Here is a 23490-nt window from a genome sequence, read left to right as displayed (position 1 = left end):
TAAGACTAGACAAGTCCCCAGGATACACAGAACAAAACGCAGAGATAGAAGGGCTTGTTTAAGATGAACACCTAATGAGGTTAGAATAACTGGCAATTAACCCTCACCTCGAACCGGAGATTTTCTCACCAGTGATGGCGTGCACAACGTATTGACGATATTCATATTTAATAGAGTCTTCATCGGAATGATCCGATTCATAAGGCTCGGCGACAGTGATCTTCCAAGCGGGGATCAACTCGAACGTCTCCTTCCCTTTCGGGATCGAGACGTAGACCAGTTCCATCGAGGTGACTGTGAGTTTTTCCTCTATGATCAAATCAGAATACTCGTCAATCATGGTGCGCAATGCATGGACTGGCGAAACCACCGGCATAGCTTCACTTGCCAGTTCTTCCTTGATTCTGTACATATTGTATGCACTTATATCTTTGAAGCCGTCAGTCATATACACAACGTTTATCTCTGTACTCTGCATCCAATTCCCTGCTGGACCAGTTCCCGTTCCTCGCCCCCAATACCACGATGCGTTCGAAACAGGGATGCCGTCGATCATTTGGCGGAAATGAAAGATATACTTCTCATCCGCTGTCGTCCAATCTTCAAGGTCGAACTCGGGTTCAATTCCTCTTTCTTCCACATAATACTCGTAGTGCTTCCTCTGTGTCTCGACATCCATAGAATAGGTTTCTGACACAGCCAATTCAGGGAAACCCATTTGCTTCATATGTTCCAGAACCTCTGCCAAAGCTTCCTCATAAGGCTTAAAGGTTAGATCGGCATAGGAGGAGTAATCCGATTTGGCCATACTTTTTCTTCCCTGATCACTAAGAGTTAGCGGATCGGGATGGTTGACGATCAAGAACGGCTTCTCAGTTTCACTCTTTTCATAGACGACATAACTCATTCCGCCGGCAGAGCTTTCTTCTATACCAAAACTTTTGCCGTTGTCATAAACATTCAAATATTCATCGTAGGTATCACCGCTGGCATGATACCAAGGACCTTCGGCCATGGGTTGCATCTCAACAAGCTCTCCCCGCAGCAGATGCTTAGAGACTGTCTCAGGATCCAGTTCCCAATATCCCGCTTCATGGATACGAGCTTCTTGGGCAGATACGACCGTCTCCGGATCAATGGCAATCTCGAGATTATTAGGAAGTTTAACCTGCTGTAGATACTGTTCTAATGTGAGGTTGTCTTCATCGTCCCCCTCCTTGGATCCTTCGCATGCAGCGAGGAATACTAATGATAGAATAAGCAGACTTACCATCAACTTTTTCAACACTCTTCATCCTTCCGTGAAAAATTAAACAACCAACATAGATGAAACACCTACATTGGTTTCTCTGCTATTCCCCGTACACCGTACAGGTTCATATTGATACTGATTAGTTAAATGTGGTGAAATTATTTTATATGACCTTTGTTGACATAATATAAGATTATATTACATGATTCTACCAATCCTGTAAATGGTATTATAGGGCTAATTATCTGATTCTGAACAAAAAAGCTGCGTCCCGGTCAGTTCTACTCTGAACCAGGGCGCAGCCAATTTATAGTTATATCTATTCTTTAATTTCAACCAGAACGCAATCATTCGCCCTTCGCAATCGGACGATCCTTATAGCTGATCCAGTCGCTCCAACTGCCGGCATACAACCTCACCTTGCGGAATCCGGCTCGCTCCAATGCAAGCACATTAGCACAAGCGGTAACACCCGAGCCGCAGTAGACGATGATCTCCTGATCCGGATCTATGCCCGCAGCGGCGAAGCGTTCGCGCTGTTCCTCAGGCGACTTCCACAGCCCCGCATCATCGAGGCTTTCCCGCCAATATGCATGGACCGCTCCGGGGATATGCCCAGCCGTATGATCCATTGGCTCTTCCACGCCGAGGAAGCGTTTTGCTTCCCGCGAATCGAGCAAGACAGTGTTTGACGCATATAAGCGCTCATATACTTCCTGCCGATCAGCGAGCATCTCCTCTCGGATGCGAACCTCGAATCGCTTGGGCACGATGACAGGAGGATGCGCATCCGATACCGGATAGCCCAGCGACCGCCAGTAAGAATATCCGCCGTCGAGGATGTATGTCTGCGTATGCCCGTGATAGCGCATCAGCCACCAGAACCGCGCAGCCAAGGCGCCTCCCTGATCATCATAGGCAACGACTCGTGTCTCATGATCGATGCCGAGCCGGCTGATCGTATCAGCGAAGGTCTGCGGATCAGGCAGCGGCTGCCTGCCGCCATGAGCCGCCAGCGGTCCGCTAAGATCCCGCTCCAGATCTGCATAGACTGCCCCGGGGATATGATCGCGATCGTAAGCGGCGCGGCCTGCTGACGGAACGCTCATATCATAACGGCAATCCACGATCACAAGATCCGGCTCATACATCCTGGCAAGCAGCCAACGAGGGTGTACGATGGGTTCCATATGCAAGTCTCCTATCTCCTGTTCTTATATCAAGCTGCCTACATTGTACCGGATCAGCCGCTGCCGTCTCAATCCTGTACCTTGCACCACAGCTTATCGCACGATCTCCGCAGCACCCTTCACCTGCCAGATGATCGGACCAAGTCCGCTGAACATCCGCTGGTACTCCGCCTCGATGATCAAGATAACGCCCGGTCTATACAGTGTCACGGCATAGTCATAGACTTCGTTCGTATATTCATAGGGAAACGTGCTGGCATCGTCAATAAACTCCAACACCAGGATGTCCACACCGCCCTTGATCGAGGCACCTTCCCCCGCCATCAGCTGCTCGTCCAAGTACAGGTTATGCTGCAGATACCAAGCCGCCGCTTGAACTGCTGCAGGTTCGTCGAAGACGATGCGCCCGTCTGCCAATTGCTCCAGGTCCACCTGCTGGGCGGCCGCATGGGCAGCGCGGTTCACCGCATGTTTAAGTTCGAACAATACCCTCACCGCCGCCTCCTCATCCAGCTGCACTCCGTACAACCCGAAGCAAGCAGCGGCAAGCACTGCGATGAGCAGAAGCTTCTCCATAACGCCCCCTTTCCCCGTCTCAACCTGATCTGCATCAACCGAGTATTGCTAATAGCTAATAAGGAATATATTCGCTCATCTTAACACCCGATGCTTGGATCATCGTGTTCTCATCCGGCGGGGTGATGCCGATCAACCGATCGATCACAAACAGATCCTCGATCGGGTAGCGAATCGTCAGTTCCAACCCGCTCCCCCGCGGCAGCGGAGCATCGGGGGAATCCGCCGCCTGTCCCGTATTGGAACGCACGATATAGACTAACCGTTCACCGTTGAAGCCTTTGTCCATAAGCCGTTGCCGTGAAGCTTCAACCATCGCCGCGTCGATATAACCATGCGAACCATTCGCACCGATCTCCAGCAGATAATCCACCTCTTGCTGAAGAGCAGCCTGCCGCATGATGAGTACATGGCGGTAGATCGGCGCGAACATCAGCCAACAGAGCAGGCCTGAGAGCATGACGAATACCAGGATCTGTTTCAATCTGCCTCCCTCCTGTCGGAAGCCATTGCTAAATTACAGGCTTAAGTTATGGACTTAACTTCATCATCCGCTCAGTGATCTTCGGCTCGCTGCGTTCCAGAATCGCATGCAAACCATCGTCACTATAGAACACCGCATAGCAAAGACTTACTGTGACGATCAGCAGCAATACGGTGACCAGAATATTCCGCATCTTAGTTCAACCGCGCATTCGGATCATAGAGTGTCTGGATGCGCGTGATCGCGATGTTCCCCTGATCCTCGATGGCATCCTGCAATCCCCCGTCCCGCGTCACCACATTGACGAAGATCACCGCCACAACAATCAGCATCATAACCGTCACTAGGATACTTCTCACCGATTCTTCACCTCTTAATGTTAATTTCACGCCTATATCACGTTGATTTACGCCGTTTACGAACCTTATGATGACTGCACAATTTCAAGCTTTACACCTCAAGGTCTTGCTCACACCGCTCCAACCAGCTAATACAAAGTGGAGAACAGATACCTTGACTCCGCAACCCACGGATAGATGAAGATCAGAAAGGTATACAGGATGGGGATTCCCGCGATCAAGAACAACACATAGGAAGCCGCTTCCCTGCGCCCTTCGCGGATGAGAGCCAGCTTCTCCTTATAGCTGCGAGCTCTTTCCTCCAGCAGGTCGTAATATCGCTCGCTGCCATGCAGACGAAGGGCATTCAACGTCTCTGCAAAATCATCCGCCTCCTCCACAGAGAGCCGCCTGCGAAACTTGGCAATCGCCTCGCCGGAGCCTTCGTACCACTCATTCACGAGCAGCTGCATCTCCTTGCGAATATGAACCGCAAGCGGCACACAGCGTTGCAGCTGGCTGTGAATATTCAAGCTGGATTGCCGGTAATACAGCAATTGCAAACTGATCGCCTGCAGATCTTGAACGATCCTCGCCCGGCGCCTCTCCCGCATTCCCCGCAGGATCATCTGGTCGCACGCCAGCAGGGCAGCCGCTGCCCCGCCTATGATCCAGACGATGTAGAGCACCGATCCTGCAAGCCATCGCTGTTCCCAGGCGAGATAAGCTGCCGCAGCAACGAGGATCACTGCTGCGGACAACAACCTTCTGACAACGGCATAATCAGCTGCATCCACCTGCAAACCACAGGCGGTTAATAAGCTCCGCAATTCCTCCAGCTGCGAAGACTGCTTCGGCAGCAGCCTCAGGCGGCGATACCAGCGGAGTTTGCGCTCCTGCGCCAACATCAACCGGATTCTCCGCAAGGGATCGATCCTGCGATTCGGCCACAGATATAACAGCAAGGAAGATACGGCGATATAGATCGCCAAGAACAAGATCACCAGCACAACGGCTTCCCACATATGCCAATACCCTTCATTCATCCCATCACCACCTTATATGATCCCGCACGAACACCGGCCCTTCATCTTCACTTCCTGCATTGCCAATATTCTGCTATTGCCTATATTCAGCTCCTTCCCATATCCTGCCGCAGCCTACATCCTGCGCATCGACAGCCAGATCCCCATCACGAAAGATGCGAACATCAAGAGGAGACCATTCAGGACCATATGCCGCCCCGCCGCATCAATCAGGTAGTAGTAAAGCGCCTGCTCCCTGTTCAGCCGCAGATTGACCAAGACGAACAAGAGGAAGAACAAAGGCGGCGAGAAATTCGCGATTCGAATCTCCAGCAGCCTGTTTCGCTCCCTGAGATCCTCCCGCTGCGCCTGCCGCATATCCCGGATCAATTCCTGCAGACTGGCTGAGATATCCGCCCCTTCCGTCAGACCGACGCGCAGCAGATTGGTCAAGTACTGCCCCCAGACATGTCCGAGTGAGAAGGAAAATATCCGCAGCGCCTCTTCCATCGGCCGATTCGTCGATAGATGGCGGAACAGCCTCTCGAAGGAAGCGCGAACCGGCGATCGCAGGCGGCGTTCTTCCAAGCACAGGGCCAGCACCTGACGAATATTGCGGGGCTCAACCATCATGTATGCCTGGTAGAATATTTCAACCGCCGGCAGAAAATCCATCCGCGCACGCATCTGCCTGCTGATCAGCCGCATCCGCAGCCATAGGTAGGGCAGCGCCGCCGTCATCGTCGACAACATCAGCAGGCCATTCACACTCTGGAACCATAATCCGCCGATCCCAACACCGATGAGCCAAGCGATCCCGCTTACGATTGCGAAAGCTGAAGCGGACATTGTCATGTTCAAGGCTTCCAGCAGATCGGCAAGATGCCTCATGATCCATGACAAAGACCAGCCGAGATGACGGGTTCGATCTCCCTCGCCATGCCATCTCCGCTGTGTTAATCTCAAGCGCAGGCGACGATCCGCCGTCTTGATCAGTCCGGTAAGCAATTGACACGAGGAAATGAACAGCAAGCTGAACAGGGCAAGAAGCAGAGCGGCTTGCACCAACATGTCCATCTTCAATCCGTCACCCACCCTCTCTGCCGCAGACGGCTGTAGGCCTCGGGCGCATGGCGTTTGATCCATTCGCTGGATTCGCTGCTGATCCGCTGCACCGCGCGCCAGGTATCGCTGTCGGCATCATAAGCGATTAGATCCCGCACCAAGATCTGCCCGTCCAGCTCCGAGATCTCCGCGATGCGAACGATCTTCCGCATACCCTGCACCAACTGCATCTCGATGCCGATCTGTGTGACGAATCGGGCGATCCTTCGCCGCAGGCGTTCCGGGTTCATCCCGCGCTTGTCCAGCATGCACATATCGGTGATCGCATCGGGAACATCTTCCAAGGTGTTCACATGGGCTGTCGTCATGCTCCCCATATGGCCGCGCGTACAAGCACGAACATAGAGATTCGCCTCCTGATCGCGGATCTCAGCCAGGATGATGCGCTCCGGCGATTGCCGCAGCGCCAAACGGAAGGCTTGTTCACCGAGACGCACACCGTCTTCATCCGAAGTTTCGAACTCCACGATATTCTTATCCGGGAAAGTCCGACCCAATAGCAGCTCACATCGCTGTTCGATCGTTACGATCCGCTGTTCATCCGGGATCTCGGCGATTAGAGCCTTCAGCAAATGGGACTTACCCGTATTTGTCGCGCCGATGATGATCAGGTTCAGCCGCGCGCTGACGAAGGCTTTGAGCAGCAGTGACGCATCCTCATTCAAGGTGTGGTACGGCTCCTGGATCAGGTCATCCAGCTTCACAACCTGCACCGGGAAGAAGCGAATCGTAATCGTCGGTTCCCGGGTATAGCCGAAGCTGGTCATCGTTACCCGCGATCCGTCGGGCAGCGAGACTTCTGCCCATCGCTTACGCGTGTTGATCGCATCGCGGTTATACAGCACGAGGTTCTGCTGCAGCCGCTCGACTTCTTCCACGGAGCGGAAGCTGTAGGCCGATCTTAGCGCACGCCCCTGCCTGACTTCGAAGATTCGCGTACCGATCACCTGTACTTCTTCCAGGTCCTCTTTGTCCCGCAGCACGGATTCCAGAACATTCATCCCGATCACTTCCGCAAACACTGCCTCCGCCATCGTTGCATACTGCGTGGACAACGGACGGAGATGATGCAGCCGCCGCGCCGCCAGCCGATCTTGTATCATCGCCAAGAAAGCCTGCCGTTCCCGGCTGTAGCCGAGCACAGCCCGGTTGAGGGCGGTGCTGTAAGCGATCTGCTCCTCTTCGCTTTCCGCGCGATGATCCACCAAGTAAGCCCGTATATCATCCACGATCTCCATAAATTCCTCATCAGAACCGAGATACACCCTTCCATCTCCGCGCTTGCTGAACCTATACCATGCTGAAGGATGCTTCGTGTCAAGGTCATACTGAACATGTTGAACATCATAGTATTCTGTGGGCAAATTCCTTCTCGTCGCATAGTCCCATATTGAAAACCGCTCTTCGTGCACATTGGTCCCTGACATAGTTGATGCTTGCACGCTGTCTCTTAGCAATTTATCTCCTTGCGCGTTTTCCCCTCGCATGTTATTTCCTCGCACTTTATCTCCTTGCACCTGATTCACAGACTTTTTCTCAGACTTTATCGCCCTGACTCCGATCCTGCCGCTCATGGTTTCCCCACCGCCTGTTCCGCTGCCTGCTTCCACCTCCGCATACGGATGCCGAGAAGCGAGCGCGGCGCCTCCGATGACGCCCAATCGATCCCTGTCCGCTTGGCTATATAGCGGCAGACGGGATGAATGGCCCGCGCAGCAGCACGATTCGTCAACTGCCAGCTCTGCAGCCGGCCTTGCTGCATGTCCGTTATCAGCTGTTTGTCATAAGGAATCGATGCGATCATAGGCAGCCCCGTCGCCTGCTGAATCTCCCCCGCTCGATACTCATCGGCTGACTGCCCCGTCTGTGCCAAGATCAATGCGAACTCCCGCGGATCGATTCCGAACATCGCGGCGGTATTGGTGATCCAGCCATGATAATCATCCTGGAAAGCATCGAGCTTCGGCTGGGTCACGAGCAGCTTCACCTTCGCGTGCATCCCGCTGACAACGGTGGCCGCATTGTCCCAGTAGGCGCTGCAATCCACGACACAGAGATCATAAGCTTCGCCGGCGACCATAAGCAGATGTTCGAGATCCTCCGGCGCGAACAACTCTGCCTGCGCCCGCTGCATATTCCCGCAGAGCACGAAGAGATTCGCAAGCGGCTTAGCCCTAAGGCACAGCTTCTCCAGCCGCGCCGCCGTCAGCGACCGTGCTTTCAGCTCCGCCCGCAGCATGCTGAGCTCTGCATGAGGATCATGGATTCCCAAGTAGCGGGCAATCTTCGAACTCTTCAAGTTCAAACACAGATAAGCAATCCGGCTCTTCGGAGCGCCGACGGCCAAAGCCGCCGCCGTGCGATAAGCGATCGCCGTCGTCCCGATATTCGGTGTAGTACCGACGAACATCACGAGATTGTCCAGCGTCTCACCAAGTCCGATCCTCATCATCGATCCCTCCATTCCATCCTTCCGCCGGCTCAGGACCCGCATCCCCAGGCAGAGCAATGATCAGCTTGCCCCGCTCCTCGCCTTGACAAGCTTCATCGATGGCCAGCCATTGCTCCTCAGTAAGTATGAGATTGATCCGTTCGATCGGATGACCAGCCCGCAGCGCCAACAGCTGCTGGTGCCCATCCGCTGCCTCCTCACGCAGCTCCGGACTGCCGCCGTCCCGCCCGGCAATCGACAACTTCACCGAAGCAACACGCACATCTTCCACAAGCAGTCTCCTGCCTCCCTGTTCACTGGAGACATAGACGCGGACGAAGTCCCCTTCCCGGATCCCGCCGGAGATCGAACGGATATACTCCCTTGGAATCTCGAAGGCGGATTCCCCCGCTGAAGGCAGCACCATATGCGAGGACAGCTTCCACTTGAGAACGGGCTCCCCGGCGCCGAGGGGGATCAGCGCCTGCTTGCCGACCGCCTCCTCAAAGCGCGTGATCATCTCCCCATCCACCGCCGCCGCCAAGACGGCGCGCTGCTTCAGAAGCTGTTCTGTCAGCACGGTTCCCTGCGGGATGAAGCGGGCAGGAACGATGACCTGCCTCGTCTCCTGCATCTCCACCTGTTTCAGCAAGGCGACGTAGATCGCATAGACCAGCGCTCCTGCCGCCACAGCAGCCGTTAAACTGATCAGCAGACGGCGAATTCGCAGCATAGACCATTCCCTCCCATCAACCAAAAATAAAAAAACGCACAACCGGGAATCTTCCCTGGTTATGCGTCCTTCGCCAACCATAACTGCGCTATTCAACTATGTAGACGTCCAGCATACCTGCCAGCGATCGCTGTACCAAATCCTAATCAGAGATTCGGTGTATAAATATTACCAGATGCACAGGAATTTGTCCATACTTTTGTAAACTTTTCTTGATATTTCCTCACACGTATGGGTTATGCTCCTTCTCAAACGCAATCGTCGTCGCTGGTCCATGCCCCGGCAGAACATGAGTTTCTGGATCCAGCGTAAATAACTTCTCGTGAATGGAAGCATACAGCTCGCGCGAGCTTCCGCCGTACAGATCCGTGCGCCCGACGGACATGCGGAACAGCACGTCACCGCTGAAGATCACCTGCTGCTTAGCCAGCAGGAAGCTGACGCTTCCCGGTGAATGGCCAGGAGTATGAAAGACTTCGAAGGTCTCCCCCAGCAGCTCCAGCCGATCTCCTTCCTTCAGCAGATGCTCAGCCGGCTTCGCCGTGATCTCCCCGCCGATCTGCGGCCACATGAGAGAGCCGTTGAGTTCCCCGTTCGTCAGCCATTCCTGTTCGATCTCATGCACGTACAGCGGACATCCCTTGAGCTCTCGTACTGCATCCACCCCGCCGATATGATCAAAATGCGTATGCGTAAGCAGCACCGCCTCGATCTCGATCTCCTTGATGCGTTCCAGGAGCGGCTCCGGGTCCATGCCGGGGTCGATGATCACGCCGCGTTTCTCATCTTCTGTAAGGATGAGATAGGCGTTCGTCTCCAATGCTCCGAGTGCGAAACGTTCGATCTTCAGCATAGACAAGTCACGATCCTTTCTGCCTAGTTTTCATTGTTTACATTGTATGCATACTCATCCGATCAAGTAAAGTCAGACCCTCACAAGTTTGACAAACTGTCGGCATGTCTCATTTCCCGCTGCATACACATAGATACTAACAACGTGTACACATGTTGAAAGGAGTGATCTGATTATGGCCAGGGTCTTCGTATTAAGGCGGTCCACCTTGATCCTCTTCGGTGCCCTGTTCGCTGTCGTCCTCATCGCGGCCTTCTATATCAGCTCCGTGAACTCGGATACACCGGCTTCAGCGGCGGCGAGTACCGCGGAATACCACATCGCAGTCATCGAATTCGAAGGCAAAACCAAACAAGGTCAAGAATACGAGATATACCGGTTCGATCCGGGGACGATCTACGTTCAGCACGGACAGCAAGTGACCTTGAATTTTCACGGTGTTCACGGAGCGCAGCATCCCTTCATCATCGAAGGTTATAACATCCAGGATACCGTGAAGAAAGGGGAAACCACCTCCGTACAATTCACCGCCGACCGCAAGGGGACGTTCCGCATCATCTGCATCGCTCATGATGAGCACACCAGCCATGTACCGATGATCGGCTACCTCGTGGTGAACTGATCTTCCCGCAGGCAGTAGCCGCCTCTTCCCCCCATGCATAAACATGTAAGGAGAGGAGGCGTTGGTCATCTTGCAGAAATTCCCGAAGGAGAAACACGCGGCACCTCTGCCCACAGCCCGCGGCATTCGGCGTGCATGCAACAAGGAGCTCTATCGAACGATCAAGCGTCTGAAGATCTACGTCCCGCCTGGGAAGGCAGCTGAAGCAGAGAAACTCTACTTCCGCAAGGTCGTCGGCAATCTGCTCTGGATCCATGAGAACGGAAGCAATCGCAAGCTGCTGGCCGATTGGTTCGATGAAGAGGTCGCCGGTGAGATCGCTGCATTATGGAATATCGATAAGGAAGCGTTAAGCCGGGCATTCCGGGATGCGTTCGGCGGTTGATGTGTGTTACAATGATGCATAAATTCACGGTGACGGCCATGACTTCTCTTAAGACCGGACCTGGCGAAGGAATCATGGCCGCAGGATTCTTTGAAGCATACGTCGACAGGAGGTCAAGATCATGTGCGGGAGATTCACACTAACGGTTTCGGAGGAGGAATGGGTGAACTTCTTCTATGTCCAATCGGTCAATCTGAGATTCGAACCCCGCTACAACATCGCTCCCGGTCAGCAGATCGCAGCGATCATCGCCGATGATGAAGGGCGCCGCCGGGCCGGTCCGCTTCGCTGGGGATTGGTTCCGTCCTGGGCAGTCGATGAGAAGATCGGCTACAAGATGATCAATGCACGCGCAGAGACGATCCACGAGAAGCGCTCTTTCCGCGAGCCGCTGGTGAGGAAGCGCTGCTTGATTCCTGCGGACGGCTTCTATGAGTGGAAGAAAACACCGGACGGAAAACAGCCCCTCCGCATCATGCTGAAGAGCAGACCACTGTTCGCCATGGCCGGCATCTATGATACATGGACAAGCCCCGATGGCAAGGTTCTCCACACCTGTTCGATCATCACCACCGCACCTAACGAATTCATGGCTGAGATCCACGACCGCATGCCCGTTATTCTGCCCCGCGAGGCGGAATCAGCCTGGCTGGATCGAGATCTGCAGTCGATCCCGGAGCTCCTGTCCCTGCTGAAGTCTTATCCCGCAGAGGACATGCAGGCATATCCCGTTCACCCGCAAGTCGGCAACGTGGCGAATGACACGCCCGCTTGCATCGAAGAATATAAGGTGCCGGATAACGACGCCGGTGGGGACGGCGAACAGTTGACGCTTTTCTAAACTACTATCTCACTGTCTGAAGAACCTTTCCCCAATTCTCCGACTAATCCGGCAATGACTCATCCCGTCACTTGACGCATATAGACGAACACGATACCATATGGGGAGTATACGGGAAGGAGGCCATTCCTTGACTCTGCAGCCTCCTTAAGGAAAGGATGGACATGATGGATCTGAACCAAAGATCGTTAGAGAACGTGCAGTATATGATCGATCGCATGATCACCAAATTAAAAATGGCCACAGCCATCGGCATGAACGCCGAATCCTTCGATCTCGACCGATATGAGGACATTCGCGACATTTATGAACTGGTGATGAGCAAAGATCACTTCAGCATCAACGAGATGGAAGCCATCGTCAGCGAACTCGGCCAGCTGCGCAAGGCTTAGTATCGTATGGATCGAGGCGGATTCGCGTGGCCTGCGCACGCGGATTCGCATGACCCGCGCAGCACGTATGCGCGGATTTTTGTATGATTATTAGGACAAAACACCCGGACGAACCTGCCGACTGCTTGCTTTTATTCGAATTTTTAGGACAAAACCCTGCGGAAAACACCGCATTCTTCCAACTTTTGTGCGAATTTTAGGTCAAAACCCGCCAACGACACCATCATCCTACCATGTTTTGTCCGATTTTTACGTCAAAACTATCGACCCACCCAGCATCCAGATCACATTTATCCTAAATATAGGATAAAATCGCAACACCCCATCCACATGGTCACACTATCTCCGTGCTAACTGTTCCTGTGCCAGGCGGATCATCTCTCTGACCATCGTTCCGCCGATCCGGCCGCCAACCCTGCCTGCATCTTCCGTACTCAGATTGCCGTTATAGCCGGGCTGGAGGTTGATTCCGAGTGTTCTGGCCACTTCATACTTCACATTCTCCGGCCTCTGCGGATCCACTGGAAACCCTGCATCACGCATCACGCGTGCTTGGAACTGAGCCATCTGCGCCCTGGCCTCGGGCACTATAGGTGTACGTCTTCTGCGTCTGGCCAACGTTCATCCCTCCTTTTTTGCTTCTAGGATGCCGCGGCAAAGCATAAGACATTCACGCTCCAAGGGGCTTTAAGCCTCATACAAGGTCTGAGCGATCACCTGAACCATCCATCTAACGAGACGCAAGCCCCGCCTATCCCTCATCTTCTTCCAATTCCCACCTGACCGTGAGATGTTGATTGATATAATCGCGAATGATCATCTCTACAGCCGCTTCTTTCTCTTCCTCGCTCAGCGGCTCGAATTTATCCGGATTAAGATCTATCACCGCCTGACGGATCTCTTCCTCTCCCCAATAGACATTCAGTGCAAGTTTCATCCGTTCTGCCCCCTTCCAGCTTATCCCTGCATTATATCACAGTCTCCATGCCCGCAAAATGCATCATTCCTTTACAAAACATTATAAATCCTGCATCAAATATCAACATCTTTTGCAGGAGTTTTTGCTATAATACGATTGAAGTTTGTGCATCTGATCACCTGTGTTTCAGATGAATTCAGCGCAGTCTACATACCAAGGAGTGAGTGCTGCATGTTAAACTTTACGTTTCAGAACCCCACCAAGATCATCTTCGGGAAGGGGACTGTCAGTCAACTAGCCGAACAAGTGAAGCCCTTCGGAACGAGAGTCCTTCTCGTATACGGCGGGGGAAGCATCAAAAGAACCGGTCTCTATGACAAGGTAATCGAACAGCTCAAGAGCATCGATGCCGCGGTCTTCGAACTGCCTGGTGTTGAGCCGAATCCCCGTGTTACGACCGTTCGCAAAGGGATCGACATCTGCCGGAAGGAAGATGTTCAGCTCATTCTGGCGGTCGGCGGGGGAAGCGTCATCGATGCGGCCAAGGCGATCGCCGTTGGAGTACCTTATGAAGGAGACGTATGGGATTTCTTCGAGCGCAAGGCGCAGCCAGCGTCTGCTCTGCCGCTCGGCACCATCCTCACCTTATCTGCGACGGGTTCCGAAGCGAACGGGAACTTCGTCATCAGCAACTGGGAATTGAAATTAAAACGCGGTTCCGGCAGCCAGCACGCTTATCCGAGATTCTCGATCCTCGATCCCGAACTCACCTACACGGTGCCGCGCGAGCATGTCGTTAACGGAATCGTCGATATGATGAGCCACGTCTTCGAGCAATATTTCAGCAAGACGCCGAATACGCCGCTGCAAGAACGCTTCTGTGAATCCATCCTGCAGACGGTCATCGAAAATGCCGAAACCGCCCTTGCCAAGCCAACGGATTACGATGCGCGGGCGAATATCATGTGGTGCGGAACGATGGCCTTAAACGGCGGACAGATCAGCCTCGGCATGCAGGGAGATTGGGCGACGCACGAGATCGAACACCAGGTCAGCGCTATCTATGATATTGCACACGGCGCCGGACTTGCGATCATCTTCCCGAACTGGATGAAGTACGTCTACAAGGAACGCGTTGATCGTTTCGTCCAATACGCAACCCGTGTATGGAACATCGATCCGGCCGGCAAGAGCGATGAGGAAGTTGCACTGGCCGGCATCGAAGCCACCCGCGAGTTCTTCACCCGCATCGGTGCTCCTGCAACGCTGTCCGACGTCGGCATCGGCGATGAACATCTCGATCAGATGGCCGCAGAAGCCGTAAGGTTCGGTCCAATCGGCCAATTCAAAGAGCTGCACCAAGAAGATGTTAAGGAGATCCTTCGCATGAGTTTGTAAAGCAGCTCAAGTAAAGCAGCAAGCAAAAGGCTGGGTCCGCCCCATGGGCGAATCCAGCCTTTTCTTGTTTACAGGATGCGTATTGTTAGGATTCTGATTATTCGTCGGATTGACCTTTATTGGGCTTTGATTTTTTGCCCTCAACATAGTCCCACGGCGTGCCCAGCTTGAGGAGTGCCCAGCGGTCCAACCCGTACCAGCCCGCCACCTTCCAGGCCAGCACGATCCACGTCGCCAAGATGAACAGCAGCGGGTTCGAGCTGAGCGTCCCAGCGAACAAGAAGCTGACATTCATCAGTGCACCGAAGAAGGCTGCGATTCCCGTCAACAGTCCGAGGATCAAGCCCAGTCCTACAGCAATCTCACCGAAGACCACCAGATAAGAGAAGATCGCCGCATTCGGCAGCACCACATGTTCCAGAAATGCCGCATACCAGCCTGAAACATCTGCACCTGCTTCTGCTTTCGCCAGGGCGCCGTTTACAAACCCGCGGATCGCCGCCCCTGCTTCACTGCCTGTCCAAGCCTCGCTGCCGAACTTGCCAAGACCCGCCTTAAGCCACACATACCCCAGATACAAGCGGATGATCAGCCAGATCCAAGCGGATTTGGTACTGCTGAACAGAAACATCGAGACCGGATTTTCCTTGACGATGATGTAGTCTCCTTTGCGCACTACGGATTTCGCCTTTGCCATGATCACACTCTCCTCGTCTTTCCAAGATTGTCTAATTGTCTAATTTCACTGCTATCATAACACAGTGAAATCGTGCAGAAAATGTCGAAGTGATGTTCACATAATTGTGAAATTTATCACATTCACATTTTCCAATATCTATGTTATAGTAAAAGTGTAACAAAGATCACTAACAAAAGTCACGCCAACATCGTGATCTAAGTTACAAACCATCGCAGAGAGGAGTCGATCGGCATGAAGCACTTCCATTGGTTGAATCCTTGGAATCGGGGAAACATATCGTCCCTGATCTGCTGCCGAACTTTTTATTCCTGGGATTGTGAATTTTTTCACTCATATCTGTGAATTAAATCACAATTATTGATTTCTTTCGATCAAACCCTTAGTAAATAATGATTAGGAGATGATGATCATGGTCAAATTCTTAAGAGAAAACATATACGCAGCCGGCATCTTGCTGATCCTTCGCGTCTATCTCGGTTGGAGCTGGTTGACGGCCGGCTGGAACAAACTGATCGGCGGGTTCAATGCAGAAGGGTATCTGAAAAATGTCATAGCTAATCCCGTCATGAAGGGCGATGAAGTGATCTATCCGACTTATACAGCATTTTTGGAACATTTCGCTCTTCCGAACGTGAAACTCATCAACTTCTTGATCCCTGTCGGTGAGTTTCTGGTAGGCTTAGGTTTAATCCTGGGCGCTCTCACTGCCGCTGCCGCCTTCTTCGGACTCCTGATGAACTTCATGTTCCTCTTTGCCGGCACCATCAGCACCAATCCATGGATGGTCCTGATCGGCGGCATCATCTTCATGGCCGGTCACCATGCAGGACGGTTCGGCATCGACTATTACCTCATGCCGTTCCTAAGGAAGGTTTTCGCTCGCAAGGGGAAAACAGCAGCCAATCAAGACACCGCGGTCAAACCCGGCACCCGTCCTGCCGTGTAATACACCATCGTTGTATAATTAAGCAGTCCCTGGGGAGTCAAACTCCTAAGGGACTGCTTGACTGTATGGCTGCTTCATGATCTTCCGCTCCTCATTCCTACTCGCCTATAATCACCCTCACCTGCACCAGATCGATGATCCGTCCATCCCTCGCACTTCGGGCATATACCCATAGCTCTCCCGACGAAGTTGTCGGCTGGCGCTCATACCGCAAAGCAGATGAGAAGGTGCCGAATGCCGGCGCCCCTTCAGAAACCAACAAGGTTTTCTCTGAGATGACGGATTGTCGGTTATCATCGATTAATTGATAATGGATCACCGCTTCAAAAGCCCTGGCGATCCCTTCCAAGGCTTGACCGGGCATGATCCGTGAACCGGGCAGCGGCACGCGAACAAGGATATTGCGGGACGCGGGCAGCGGGATGATCAGTTCATAATCCTCGTAGAGCAGATCAGGTGAGAAACCAGGCCGGTTGGCATTGGCCTGGATGATCGCGTTCATCGGCACCCCCAACTCCCTCGAGATCGAGTAGAGGGACTGCCCGCGTTCCACACTGTAGATGAAGGCCGGCACCTCCAACGGGAGATCGGCATAGATGAGATTTATATTGGTGATCTGCGGGTTGAGGCCGGCGAGAATATCCGGGGTGACGGAGAAACGCAGGCCGATCGTATACAGGCTGTCGCCTGGATTGACGATATAGGTAATCTCTTGCCGCTGTCCGATCCCCGTCTCCGGAATCAGCAGCACCTGACCGGGATAGATCAATCCCGGGTCTGTGATCGGCGGGAACAGCGCATTGGTCTGCTCGATCAGTTGGACTTCACTGCCGAAGCGACGCGCGATGGAGTACAGGGTATCGCCCGGTCTTACGGTATAGATAATATGAACACCTTGCACGACAGGCACCTTCTATCACACTCCCTTAACAGGCTCTTATATAACAAGATATACAAACCGCATGGGAGAAGTGCCTATTTCCAAGAAAAAGGAGGACGGCATGTCTCCGTCCTCCTCTGTGACATAATCAGCGAGCGTGTACCTCGTTATACAACCGGTAGATGAGCACCGCAGCTTCTGCACGGGATACTTGATCCAACGGGCGTACTAAAGTCCCGTCTCCGCGGATGAGTCCCGCACTCGTCAGTCCTCTGATTGCATCGATTGCGTAAGACGAAATCTTCGCATGATCTTCAAACACCGTCAGATCAAATCCTGCACCCGCATCGTCATCCCACCTGCCTGCTGCTTGCATCGCGCGCGCTGCCATCACAAACATATCCTGCCGCGTGACCGGATCGCGCGGTTTGAAACTGCCGTCGCCCGTACCCTTGATGATGTTAAGTTCTGCTGCGATCTGAACTGCATCGTAATAGTAATCACCAGGTTTGACATCAGCAAATTGTTGAGCATGAATCCCATCGACCAGGCCTTCGAGCTCAAATACCCTTGTCAGAAGCAGAGCATAGTCCGCTCTCGTCAGCGTCTGTCCCGGAGCGAATGCATCGGCGGATACACCTTTGATCACTTCTTTCGCTGCCATGACTTCAATCTCATGCTTCGCCCAAGGATATGCAGCTAGATCTGCGAAGGTCTTGGCAGCGTATGCAATCGCGAACCGGCTGAAGTGTGTTGTCGTGAAGGCAACGCTCTCCGTCTCCGCCGCATATCTGCCGTTCGTGATCGTTGTGATCCTTCCTTGTTCATCGATATGCCAGACGACGATGAATTCATGGTTCGTTTCTGCAGCAGACGGCTTATATGGAATCTCAACGCGAACAGCAGACCTTGGATGGCTCCAAGCGATGCGCTTATCGCCATCTGAGATGAAGATTTCATAGGCTGGACGATCAGCGAGTTGTACCATGCGATGTTCATCAGGCTGAACAATGCGAATGTTGAAGGTGAGCTGATCCGCATCCAACGTTTCACCTGCGAACATATCGCTGGACAGTGTCATCGTCAGAGCATCGGTACGAAGTGTCACAAGCAGATCTTCTGCATCCTTGTCAAACACATTAGCCGGAATCGTGATGGCATAATGATCAGCAGCTGCTGTATCATCCGCCGCATCGATGATGATGTGCTTGCGGGCCATTGCGTCTGCCGCGGCTTCATTCATCGCCCGATCCATGAGCTTCTCATCGATCACGGCGATCCTCACGCCCGCTTCATTCGTTGATGTCTCAACTGTTATCTTAACGCTTCCGTCTTCTCCTACCGACAGATCATACTTCGCGGTTGGAGTCGAAGGAGTCGGCGTGCCGATGATGACATATCCCGGACCTCCGCCGCCCGGCTTCTTAGGTTCTTCACTGTCACCGTCACCAGGCTCGGACGGATCAGTTGGATCCGTCGGCTCATCTGTATCATCGTTATCGCCAGGCTCTGATGGATCAGTCGGATCCGTCGGATCTTGTGTATCATCGTCATCATCAGGTATTTCCGGAGCGATGAATCTCAAGAAATCTCCTAAGACGAGATTACCGTTCTCATCCCTTTCAAATGGCAGCTTAGGTTCCAGGCTTGCGAAGTTCTCATCGCTTAAAGCGATGCCGGCTGCATTGACCGATCTAGTCCCATCGAACAAGAAATTATCCTTCGACTTCAGTCTCTCCGGTACAACATCCCTTGCCGTCCCTTTCGTTCGATACGATACGAATCCGTTCAGTTGAAAGTCTTCCTCTATACCAGTGTAGGTAGAGAGATGGAGGTTCGCCCCGTCATTGTTAAACGAGATGCTGTCCTCGATGATCACACCGGGGTTGCTGTTGCTGGTGAATCCTACTGCCCCGTTCTCAAAGGCAATATTATATCGAACGATATGCGGTACATGAATACCTTCACCGCCAAGCTTAAAGCCGTTCTTATCGCCGTTGCCCACTGTCCCATCCGACAGGAAGCCATTATGATAAGCGATGTTGTACTCGAGAATAACGGGTCCTATGGCTCCTTGGCCTGCTTTGGTGTACAGATCCCAGCCGTCGTCGATATTGTTCCGCGCGATATTCCCAATGAAAGCATTGCCTACCCCAGAAGTGAGCTTCGCAGCAAAACCGTCAGCATTGTTATGAGACGGATCCGCGTTATCGAAGGATTCATTATTCAGGATCAGATTGTACGATGGCCATTCATCGATGGTCGCTGCTTGATCCGTTCGGCTGATCTGCATCCCTGTATCGCCATGTTCATAGAATCGGTTCAACTCGATGATGTTATGGCTGCCGCCCAGGGTATAACCTTTCGTATTAGGTGCACTGCGTGCGAAGTCCAGTCCCTTCACATGCCAGTAATTCCCGCTGTGCACAACGCCCTCGGATTTCTTATCGAAATCGATCACAGGACGCGTGCCTTCTTCAGCATACAGCATCTTCATCGCATCGGGCCGGCCGTCGTTGTATTTCTTAATCTCCAGCTTCGAGTTTCGCTTGTACGTTCCATCCATTACGATGATCTTCTGACCAGGCAATACAAAGTCAATCGCTGTATCCAGATCCAAAGGCTTCTCTCTAGATCCATCACCAAGCGGTGTACCCAGAGGCGATACATAGATATCTCCGTCTTCTTGATAAGTTCTTACTTCAACCATGAAATTCGTGACAATCTTATCGTAGCTGGTCAACAGCTGTGTATCATCAGGGATGAAGGTCAAGCTGAAGCGGTTTTCCCCTCTGCTTAATTCGACCGGGATCTCGACCACTTCACCGGCTTCACCAGCGTGGTCCTGAACGATCAGCTCTCGCCCAAGATTTAAAGTGAATGTACCTGCTGCATTAGCCGCAGCCCTAAAGATATAGTCGGTCTCCGATGTCCGAGCCAGCGAGAGGATCTCCACTTCAGGCTCGATCGGCTGCTTGGGCGGCTCAACCCGCGGTGCATCGGAAGCGGCGCTGGTCACTTCGAATTCAATATTGCTCACTTCGATAACAGCTAATCGTGCCGCGAAAAATCCGACATAGATCTGATCATCCTGTACCGTCAGGATATCCGGTTCATAGATGATCGCTTCCGGGCCGTCATTGATCTTGCCGACGAATCCGCTGTTCGTCTTCGCCAGCGTTAAACGGTAATCCTGAACAGGATACGTGTTCTCCGGTCTCGGACGCTCATTCCGAAGCATGATCCGCTGGATGCCTTGACTTCCTGTGCCATCCGGGGACTCAACACCGGTTCTTACGAATAATTGGGTACCGTTATCATTTCTCGTACCGCCGCTGTATCCTCCGACTGCTGCTATATTCGAGGCAAAGATCGACGAGTCCCTTGCTTTGCCGATGGCATCGCGGGCCATGATTCCGAAGGATTCCTGACCATCATGGGGGTTTTTCGCATATTCGATGACGCGAATATCCGCTGAAAGGACGAAGTTCTCCTCTTTGCCATCGATTACGGTGTAATAGAACGATATCCCGTCGTGATCGCCGGTGACTTTGCCTGCACTGCCTCCGAGCGCTTCCAGAAGTATCGTACCGTCTTCCTTCACCGTCACCTTATTGTTCGCATCAGAGGTCGACTGACCGAAGCGAATCGCATGCCATTCATACTCCCTCTTCTCACGAACGGTAACAGGCAGCTCGATCGGCTCCAGCGTTGGATCATTCGGGATGATACGAATAGGGTACACGCCCGGCTGTGCAGCATTATAGGCCGATGTATCCAAGCTAAAGGCACTGTACAGCTCCCGATCGCCGTTATCATATACTTTGTTAACGGTCATCCCCGTCAGATCCAGAACTTCTCCCACGGTATATGTCGTCTTCGGATAATCCTTAACTTCAAGGTGCGTTGCTTCCTTCTCCTTCACATTCACCTTGAAGCTGGCGGACTTGCCGTTATAAGTCACAACGGCAATCTTATCGCCAACGGTCACAGAGTCGAAGCCGCTGACCGTAAAGTCATCTCTCAGCAGTCTCACCGAGGAGCCATCATCGTATAATGCATATACCTTGATCCCGCTGAGATCCAATACATCGCCTATGAAGTATTGGGTCTTCGCTGGAGGTTGACGTATCTCCAGTGCTTCTAATGAAACTGCTTTGACCGTTACATCGAATTCCACATACCGCTCAGGTGTCTCATTCGAGATCACTCTCACAGTATAATTGCCCGGCTGATCAAATCTAAAGCGATCCCCATCCGGCACCGCATCAGGAATAGAGATCGTATATAGATCCGGCGTCAGAATGCCGCTCAGACCGGAATTATAAGTCGCGTGGACCGCCAATCCCTGAGCATCAAAAATCTCCCCAGGGTAATAGATCATCTTAGCAGGATAGTACAGGATCTCCATCGTTGTGACTGATGCTTCTAAGATCTGAAGATCTATATGATCAGACAGACCGTTAAAATGCACTGTGATCCTGTTCGTCCCCTCCTGGCTGCTGTCAAAGCCGGTCACGACATATTCCTTAGTAGTAAGCCATTCCGTTCTCTGATACCCATATACATCCTGTGTAACGGTCTTGACGTTCAAGCCGGATAGATCCAGGCTCTCACCCACCAGATAGACCGTCTTCATATTACTGGGATCAGCCGTTAATGATAAGGGCTTTCGCAGGTCTTCTTGTGTGCTGAAAGATTGGAACACTACATCTGCATCACGAGCTGCATACAAGCCTGCGTAGATGCGATCTGTGAAAATATCCTTCGCTTCGAGGAGCTGAGTTTGTCCGTTCACCATCAGCAGATAAGTATCCCCGTTCTTACGGATCGACAGTTCATAGATTTCATCCTTGACCGGGTCGTTCACATCATATTGATCCAGCTTTGTCTGCGATCCTTTTTTGTAGAATGCTTTTATTTTTTGATCTAAAGCGCCGACGGCTACATAATTTGATGTCTGGGTACTGCTGTCATATTCCCCTCCAATCTCATCCCTGAGCATCAGACCGAAGGATTTCTGATTGGGCGTGCTGATCGAACTGTCTTCATTGAAACTGCGTACTCTCACTGCAGCGGAGATGGTAAAATTCGCGTCCGCAGATAGCTCTGTGAAGACAAAGGAGAGCCCTTCATCACCGCTTGCAATTTTTCCTCCTTTAGCAATAACTACTAACCCGCCCTCTTCGGAATCAACATAAGGTCTGGGATTCCTAGATTCACTCGTATTGCTGCCGAAGGCTCGGAATTCATAATCTTCATAATCCATATGATATGCTGAAGGAATCTCATAAAGCTCAATTTCGCTGAAGATCACCGTTGTATTTCTTGCAGTATAGAGACCGATATAATTGAAAGTGCTGAGACTTTCGAGTTCCCGCGTCTCGTCTCCGATCCGCAACAGATACGTATTCCCTGTCTTCTTCAGACTTAGATCATACGTTTCTCCAGCAGCGGGAACATTGGCGGTAAATTCATATCCTGATTTGACTTGATGTCCGAGGTTTTTGTAGAATCCTTTCATCTGCTGATCCAATGCGCCAACTGCAAGATAATCGCTTGTGAAGGACGAATTATTTTCATTTATCAAGATATTTTCTCGCATCATGATCCCAAACGAGACCTGATTGTTCGCATTCCACGATTCTACTGTTACCTTGGCACGTAATTCATAGTTCTTATGACTTTCGATTTCCTTGTAATAGTATGCGATTCCTTCCGTGCTGCTGGCAATCTTACCGCGATTATTCGAACTTCTTATCTTAACTGTTCCATCAGACTGCTCGGTGATCTCGAAGTTTTCTTTGGTCAGCTTATCATTTCCGCCTAGATCACCAAACACACTGCCCGACCAATCGCTCAAGATATGGATGATCCCTCCGGCCATTGGATCGGAATCATCAGCGAATCCAGCCGGCGGAAACGTGGATAGAGCGATCAGCAAAGATACAATCAGAGACACTCTTTTTCTGAATCTTCTGAATTTCGTCAACGCACATGCTCCCTCCTGACACAAGTTGTCATCCCAAGCATGTTTCTCATCCATCCTAGACCCCGCTGCCGTCTCTTCATTGAACATTTCCTTTGATTCTTCCTTGATCCTGTGAAAACTACTTACCTCCTTTCCTATAATTGTAAGCGTTAACATACAGATGCATTCCTCGACGGCTTCTTGATGATTCACTCATGTTGGTACTCCTAATGTAACCAAATTGATGGATAACCTCTATAATCAGGTTCTTATATGAAGAGGATCAGCAGGCATTCTCCACAGCACAATCATGAAGATATGAAAAAATGACACCACTATAAAAAAATAAGCATCAGGTCAAAAAACGTCCTGAAAATTAGAAAAAGGCGCCGGAGTCGGCGCCGCACAGTCATGACGAGGCTATTCTAT

23 protein-coding genes are annotated in these 23490 nt (G+C 52.0%); 6 read left to right on the top strand and 17 right to left on the bottom strand.

Annotated features, from left to right (window positions below):
• Positions 1–103: 103 nt before the first annotated feature.
• The 12 genes from PRECH8_RS06025 to PRECH8_RS05970 all read right to left on the bottom strand — a co-directional run bounded on the left by PRECH8_RS06025 (position 104) and on the right by PRECH8_RS05970 (position 10007).
• A complete protein-coding gene (locus PRECH8_RS06025; RefSeq protein ID WP_200966191.1) occupies positions 104–1285 on the bottom strand; it encodes a two-component system regulatory protein YycI in 1182 nt (393 codons plus the stop codon).
• A 314-nt stretch (positions 1286–1599) separates the two neighbouring features.
• On the bottom strand, positions 1600–2442 hold the full coding sequence (locus tag PRECH8_RS06020) for a sulfurtransferase (protein WP_200966190.1): 843 nt from the start codon (positions 2440–2442) through the stop codon (positions 1600–1602).
• Between the two features lie 93 nt (positions 2443–2535).
• Positions 2536–3018, bottom strand: a complete 483-nt coding sequence (locus tag PRECH8_RS06015) for a hypothetical protein (RefSeq protein WP_200966189.1) — start codon at positions 3016–3018, stop codon at positions 2536–2538.
• A gap of 55 nt (positions 3019–3073) precedes the next feature.
• Positions 3074–3502: a hypothetical protein gene (locus PRECH8_RS06010; protein WP_200966188.1), complete on the bottom strand. Its 429-nt coding sequence runs from the start codon at positions 3500–3502 to the stop codon at positions 3074–3076.
• Positions 3503–3548: 46 nt separating this feature from the next.
• Positions 3549–3695, bottom strand: a complete 147-nt coding sequence (locus PRECH8_RS06005) for a hypothetical protein (protein WP_200966187.1) — start codon at positions 3693–3695, stop codon at positions 3549–3551.
• 1 nt (position 3696) lies between these two features.
• On the bottom strand, positions 3697–3861 hold the full coding sequence (locus PRECH8_RS06000) for a hypothetical protein (RefSeq protein WP_200966186.1): 165 nt from the start codon (positions 3859–3861) through the stop codon (positions 3697–3699).
• Between the two features lie 128 nt (positions 3862–3989).
• Positions 3990–4886, bottom strand: coding sequence for a hypothetical protein (locus PRECH8_RS05995; RefSeq protein WP_200966185.1), 897 nt, complete (start codon positions 4884–4886; stop codon positions 3990–3992).
• Positions 4887–5000: 114 nt separating this feature from the next.
• Positions 5001–5948, bottom strand: coding sequence for a type II secretion system F family protein (locus PRECH8_RS05990; protein WP_207161774.1), 948 nt, complete (start codon positions 5946–5948; stop codon positions 5001–5003).
• Positions 5945–7255: an ATPase, T2SS/T4P/T4SS family gene (locus PRECH8_RS05985; RefSeq protein WP_200966183.1), complete on the bottom strand. Its 1311-nt coding sequence runs from the start codon at positions 7253–7255 to the stop codon at positions 5945–5947. Before PRECH8_RS05985 ends, PRECH8_RS05990 begins: the two co-directional genes overlap by 4 nt.
• 305 nt (positions 7256–7560) lie before the next feature.
• On the bottom strand, positions 7561–8439 hold the full coding sequence (locus PRECH8_RS05980; protein WP_200966182.1) for a CpaE/TadZ family protein: 879 nt from the start codon (positions 8437–8439) through the stop codon (positions 7561–7563).
• The gene (locus tag PRECH8_RS05975) at positions 8420–9154 is read right to left on the bottom strand and encodes an SAF domain-containing protein (RefSeq protein ID WP_200966181.1); all 735 of its coding nucleotides are present in this window, start codon (positions 9152–9154) and stop codon (positions 8420–8422) included. The genes PRECH8_RS05980 and PRECH8_RS05975 overlap by 20 nt, the downstream gene beginning before the upstream one ends.
• Positions 9155–9377: 223 nt before the next feature.
• A complete protein-coding gene (locus PRECH8_RS05970) occupies positions 9378–10007 on the bottom strand; it encodes an MBL fold metallo-hydrolase (protein ID WP_200966180.1) in 630 nt (209 codons plus the stop codon).
• Between the two features lie 175 nt (positions 10008–10182).
• Between PRECH8_RS05970 and PRECH8_RS05965 the strand changes: the two genes are divergently transcribed.
• The 4 genes from PRECH8_RS05965 to PRECH8_RS05950 all read left to right on the top strand — a co-directional run bounded on the left by PRECH8_RS05965 (position 10183) and on the right by PRECH8_RS05950 (position 12247).
• A complete protein-coding gene (locus PRECH8_RS05965; protein WP_200966179.1) occupies positions 10183–10629 on the top strand; it encodes a cupredoxin domain-containing protein in 447 nt (148 codons plus the stop codon).
• Between the two features lie 70 nt (positions 10630–10699).
• Positions 10700–11014 carry a dehydrogenase gene (locus tag PRECH8_RS05960; RefSeq protein ID WP_200966200.1) on the top strand — a complete coding sequence of 105 codons (315 nt, stop codon included), beginning with the start codon at positions 10700–10702 and terminating at the stop codon, positions 11012–11014.
• Between the two features lie 121 nt (positions 11015–11135).
• Positions 11136–11855, top strand: a complete 720-nt coding sequence (locus PRECH8_RS05955; RefSeq protein ID WP_200966178.1) for an SOS response-associated peptidase — start codon at positions 11136–11138, stop codon at positions 11853–11855.
• A gap of 167 nt (positions 11856–12022) precedes the next feature.
• Complete coding sequence (locus PRECH8_RS05950) at positions 12023–12247, top strand: DUF1128 domain-containing protein (RefSeq protein ID WP_200966177.1); 225 nt, start codon at positions 12023–12025, stop codon at positions 12245–12247.
• Positions 12248–12586: 339 nt separating this feature from the next.
• On the opposite strand, the gene PRECH8_RS05945 is transcribed toward PRECH8_RS05950, so the two are convergent.
• Positions 12587–12865 (bottom strand): alpha/beta-type small acid-soluble spore protein, encoded by a 279-nt coding sequence (locus PRECH8_RS05945; protein ID WP_200966176.1) that lies wholly within the window; start codon positions 12863–12865, stop codon positions 12587–12589.
• Positions 12866–12998: 133 nt separating this feature from the next.
• Positions 12999–13184, bottom strand: a complete 186-nt coding sequence (locus PRECH8_RS05940) for a hypothetical protein (protein WP_200966175.1) — start codon at positions 13182–13184, stop codon at positions 12999–13001.
• A gap of 213 nt (positions 13185–13397) precedes the next feature.
• Here PRECH8_RS05940 and PRECH8_RS05935 point away from each other — a divergent pair, with 213 nt between their 5' ends.
• On the top strand, positions 13398–14564 hold the full coding sequence (locus PRECH8_RS05935) for an iron-containing alcohol dehydrogenase (protein ID WP_200966174.1): 1167 nt from the start codon (positions 13398–13400) through the stop codon (positions 14562–14564).
• A gap of 97 nt (positions 14565–14661) precedes the next feature.
• Here PRECH8_RS05935 and PRECH8_RS05930 read toward each other — a convergent pair whose 3' ends face one another.
• Positions 14662–15261, bottom strand: coding sequence for a DoxX family membrane protein (locus tag PRECH8_RS05930; protein ID WP_200966173.1), 600 nt, complete (start codon positions 15259–15261; stop codon positions 14662–14664).
• A gap of 412 nt (positions 15262–15673) precedes the next feature.
• Here PRECH8_RS05930 and PRECH8_RS05925 point away from each other — a divergent pair, with 412 nt between their 5' ends.
• On the top strand, positions 15674–16210 hold the full coding sequence (locus PRECH8_RS05925) for a DoxX family membrane protein (protein ID WP_371871181.1): 537 nt from the start codon (positions 15674–15676) through the stop codon (positions 16208–16210).
• A 97-nt stretch (positions 16211–16307) separates the two neighbouring features.
• Here PRECH8_RS05925 and PRECH8_RS05920 read toward each other — a convergent pair whose 3' ends face one another.
• Both PRECH8_RS05920 and PRECH8_RS05915 read right to left on the bottom strand, forming a co-directional pair.
• Positions 16308–17120 carry a LysM peptidoglycan-binding domain-containing protein gene (locus PRECH8_RS05920; protein ID WP_200966172.1) on the bottom strand — a complete coding sequence of 271 codons (813 nt, stop codon included), beginning with the start codon at positions 17118–17120 and terminating at the stop codon, positions 16308–16310.
• Positions 17121–17238: 118 nt separating this feature from the next.
• Positions 17239–23034, bottom strand: a complete 5796-nt coding sequence (locus PRECH8_RS05915) for a right-handed parallel beta-helix repeat-containing protein (RefSeq protein ID WP_207161773.1) — start codon at positions 23032–23034, stop codon at positions 17239–17241.
• Between the last annotated feature and the right edge of the window lie 456 nt (positions 23035–23490).

The sequence above is a fragment of the Insulibacter thermoxylanivorax genome, assembly GCF_015472005.1.
Taxonomy (GTDB): Bacteria; Bacillota; Bacilli; order Paenibacillales; family DA-C8; genus Insulibacter; species Insulibacter thermoxylanivorax.
The sequence above is the reverse complement of the archived record's forward strand: the minus strand, read 5'-3'. Positions and strand labels throughout refer to the sequence as shown.

What these genes read in the sequence shown, in the direction of transcription:
- PRECH8_RS06020 (WP_200966190.1), bottom strand. Translation starts at nt 2,442, where the DNA reads ATGGAACCCATCGTACACCCTCGTTGGCTGCTTGCCAGGATGTATGAG.
- PRECH8_RS06015 (WP_200966189.1), bottom strand. Translation starts at nt 3,018, where the DNA reads ATGGAGAAGCTTCTGCTCATCGCAGTGCTTGCCGCTGCTTGCTTCGGG.
- PRECH8_RS06005 (WP_200966187.1), bottom strand. Translation starts at nt 3,695, where the DNA reads ATGCGGAATATTCTGGTCACCGTATTGCTGCTGATCGTCACAGTAAGT.
- PRECH8_RS05995 (WP_200966185.1), bottom strand. Translation starts at nt 4,886, where the DNA reads ATGAATGAAGGGTATTGGCATATGTGGGAAGCCGTTGTGCTGGTGATC.
- PRECH8_RS05980 (WP_200966182.1), bottom strand. Translation starts at nt 8,439, where the DNA reads ATGAGGATCGGACTTGGTGAGACGCTGGACAATCTCGTGATGTTCGTC.
- PRECH8_RS05975 (WP_200966181.1), bottom strand. Translation starts at nt 9,154, where the DNA reads ATGCTGCGAATTCGCCGTCTGCTGATCAGTTTAACGGCTGCTGTGGCG.
- PRECH8_RS05970 (WP_200966180.1), bottom strand. Translation starts at nt 10,007, where the DNA reads ATGCTGAAGATCGAACGTTTCGCACTCGGAGCATTGGAGACGAACGCC.
- PRECH8_RS05965 (WP_200966179.1), top strand. Translation starts at nt 10,183, where the DNA reads ATGGCCAGGGTCTTCGTATTAAGGCGGTCCACCTTGATCCTCTTCGGT.
- PRECH8_RS05955 (WP_200966178.1), top strand. Translation starts at nt 11,136, where the DNA reads ATGTGCGGGAGATTCACACTAACGGTTTCGGAGGAGGAATGGGTGAAC.
- PRECH8_RS05950 (WP_200966177.1), top strand. Translation starts at nt 12,023, where the DNA reads ATGGATCTGAACCAAAGATCGTTAGAGAACGTGCAGTATATGATCGAT.
- PRECH8_RS05940 (WP_200966175.1), bottom strand. Translation starts at nt 13,184, where the DNA reads ATGAAACTTGCACTGAATGTCTATTGGGGAGAGGAAGAGATCCGTCAG.
- PRECH8_RS05935 (WP_200966174.1), top strand. Translation starts at nt 13,398, where the DNA reads ATGTTAAACTTTACGTTTCAGAACCCCACCAAGATCATCTTCGGGAAG.
- PRECH8_RS05930 (WP_200966173.1), bottom strand. Translation starts at nt 15,261, where the DNA reads ATGGCAAAGGCGAAATCCGTAGTGCGCAAAGGAGACTACATCATCGTC.
- PRECH8_RS05925 (WP_371871181.1), top strand. Translation starts at nt 15,674, where the DNA reads ATGGTCAAATTCTTAAGAGAAAACATATACGCAGCCGGCATCTTGCTG.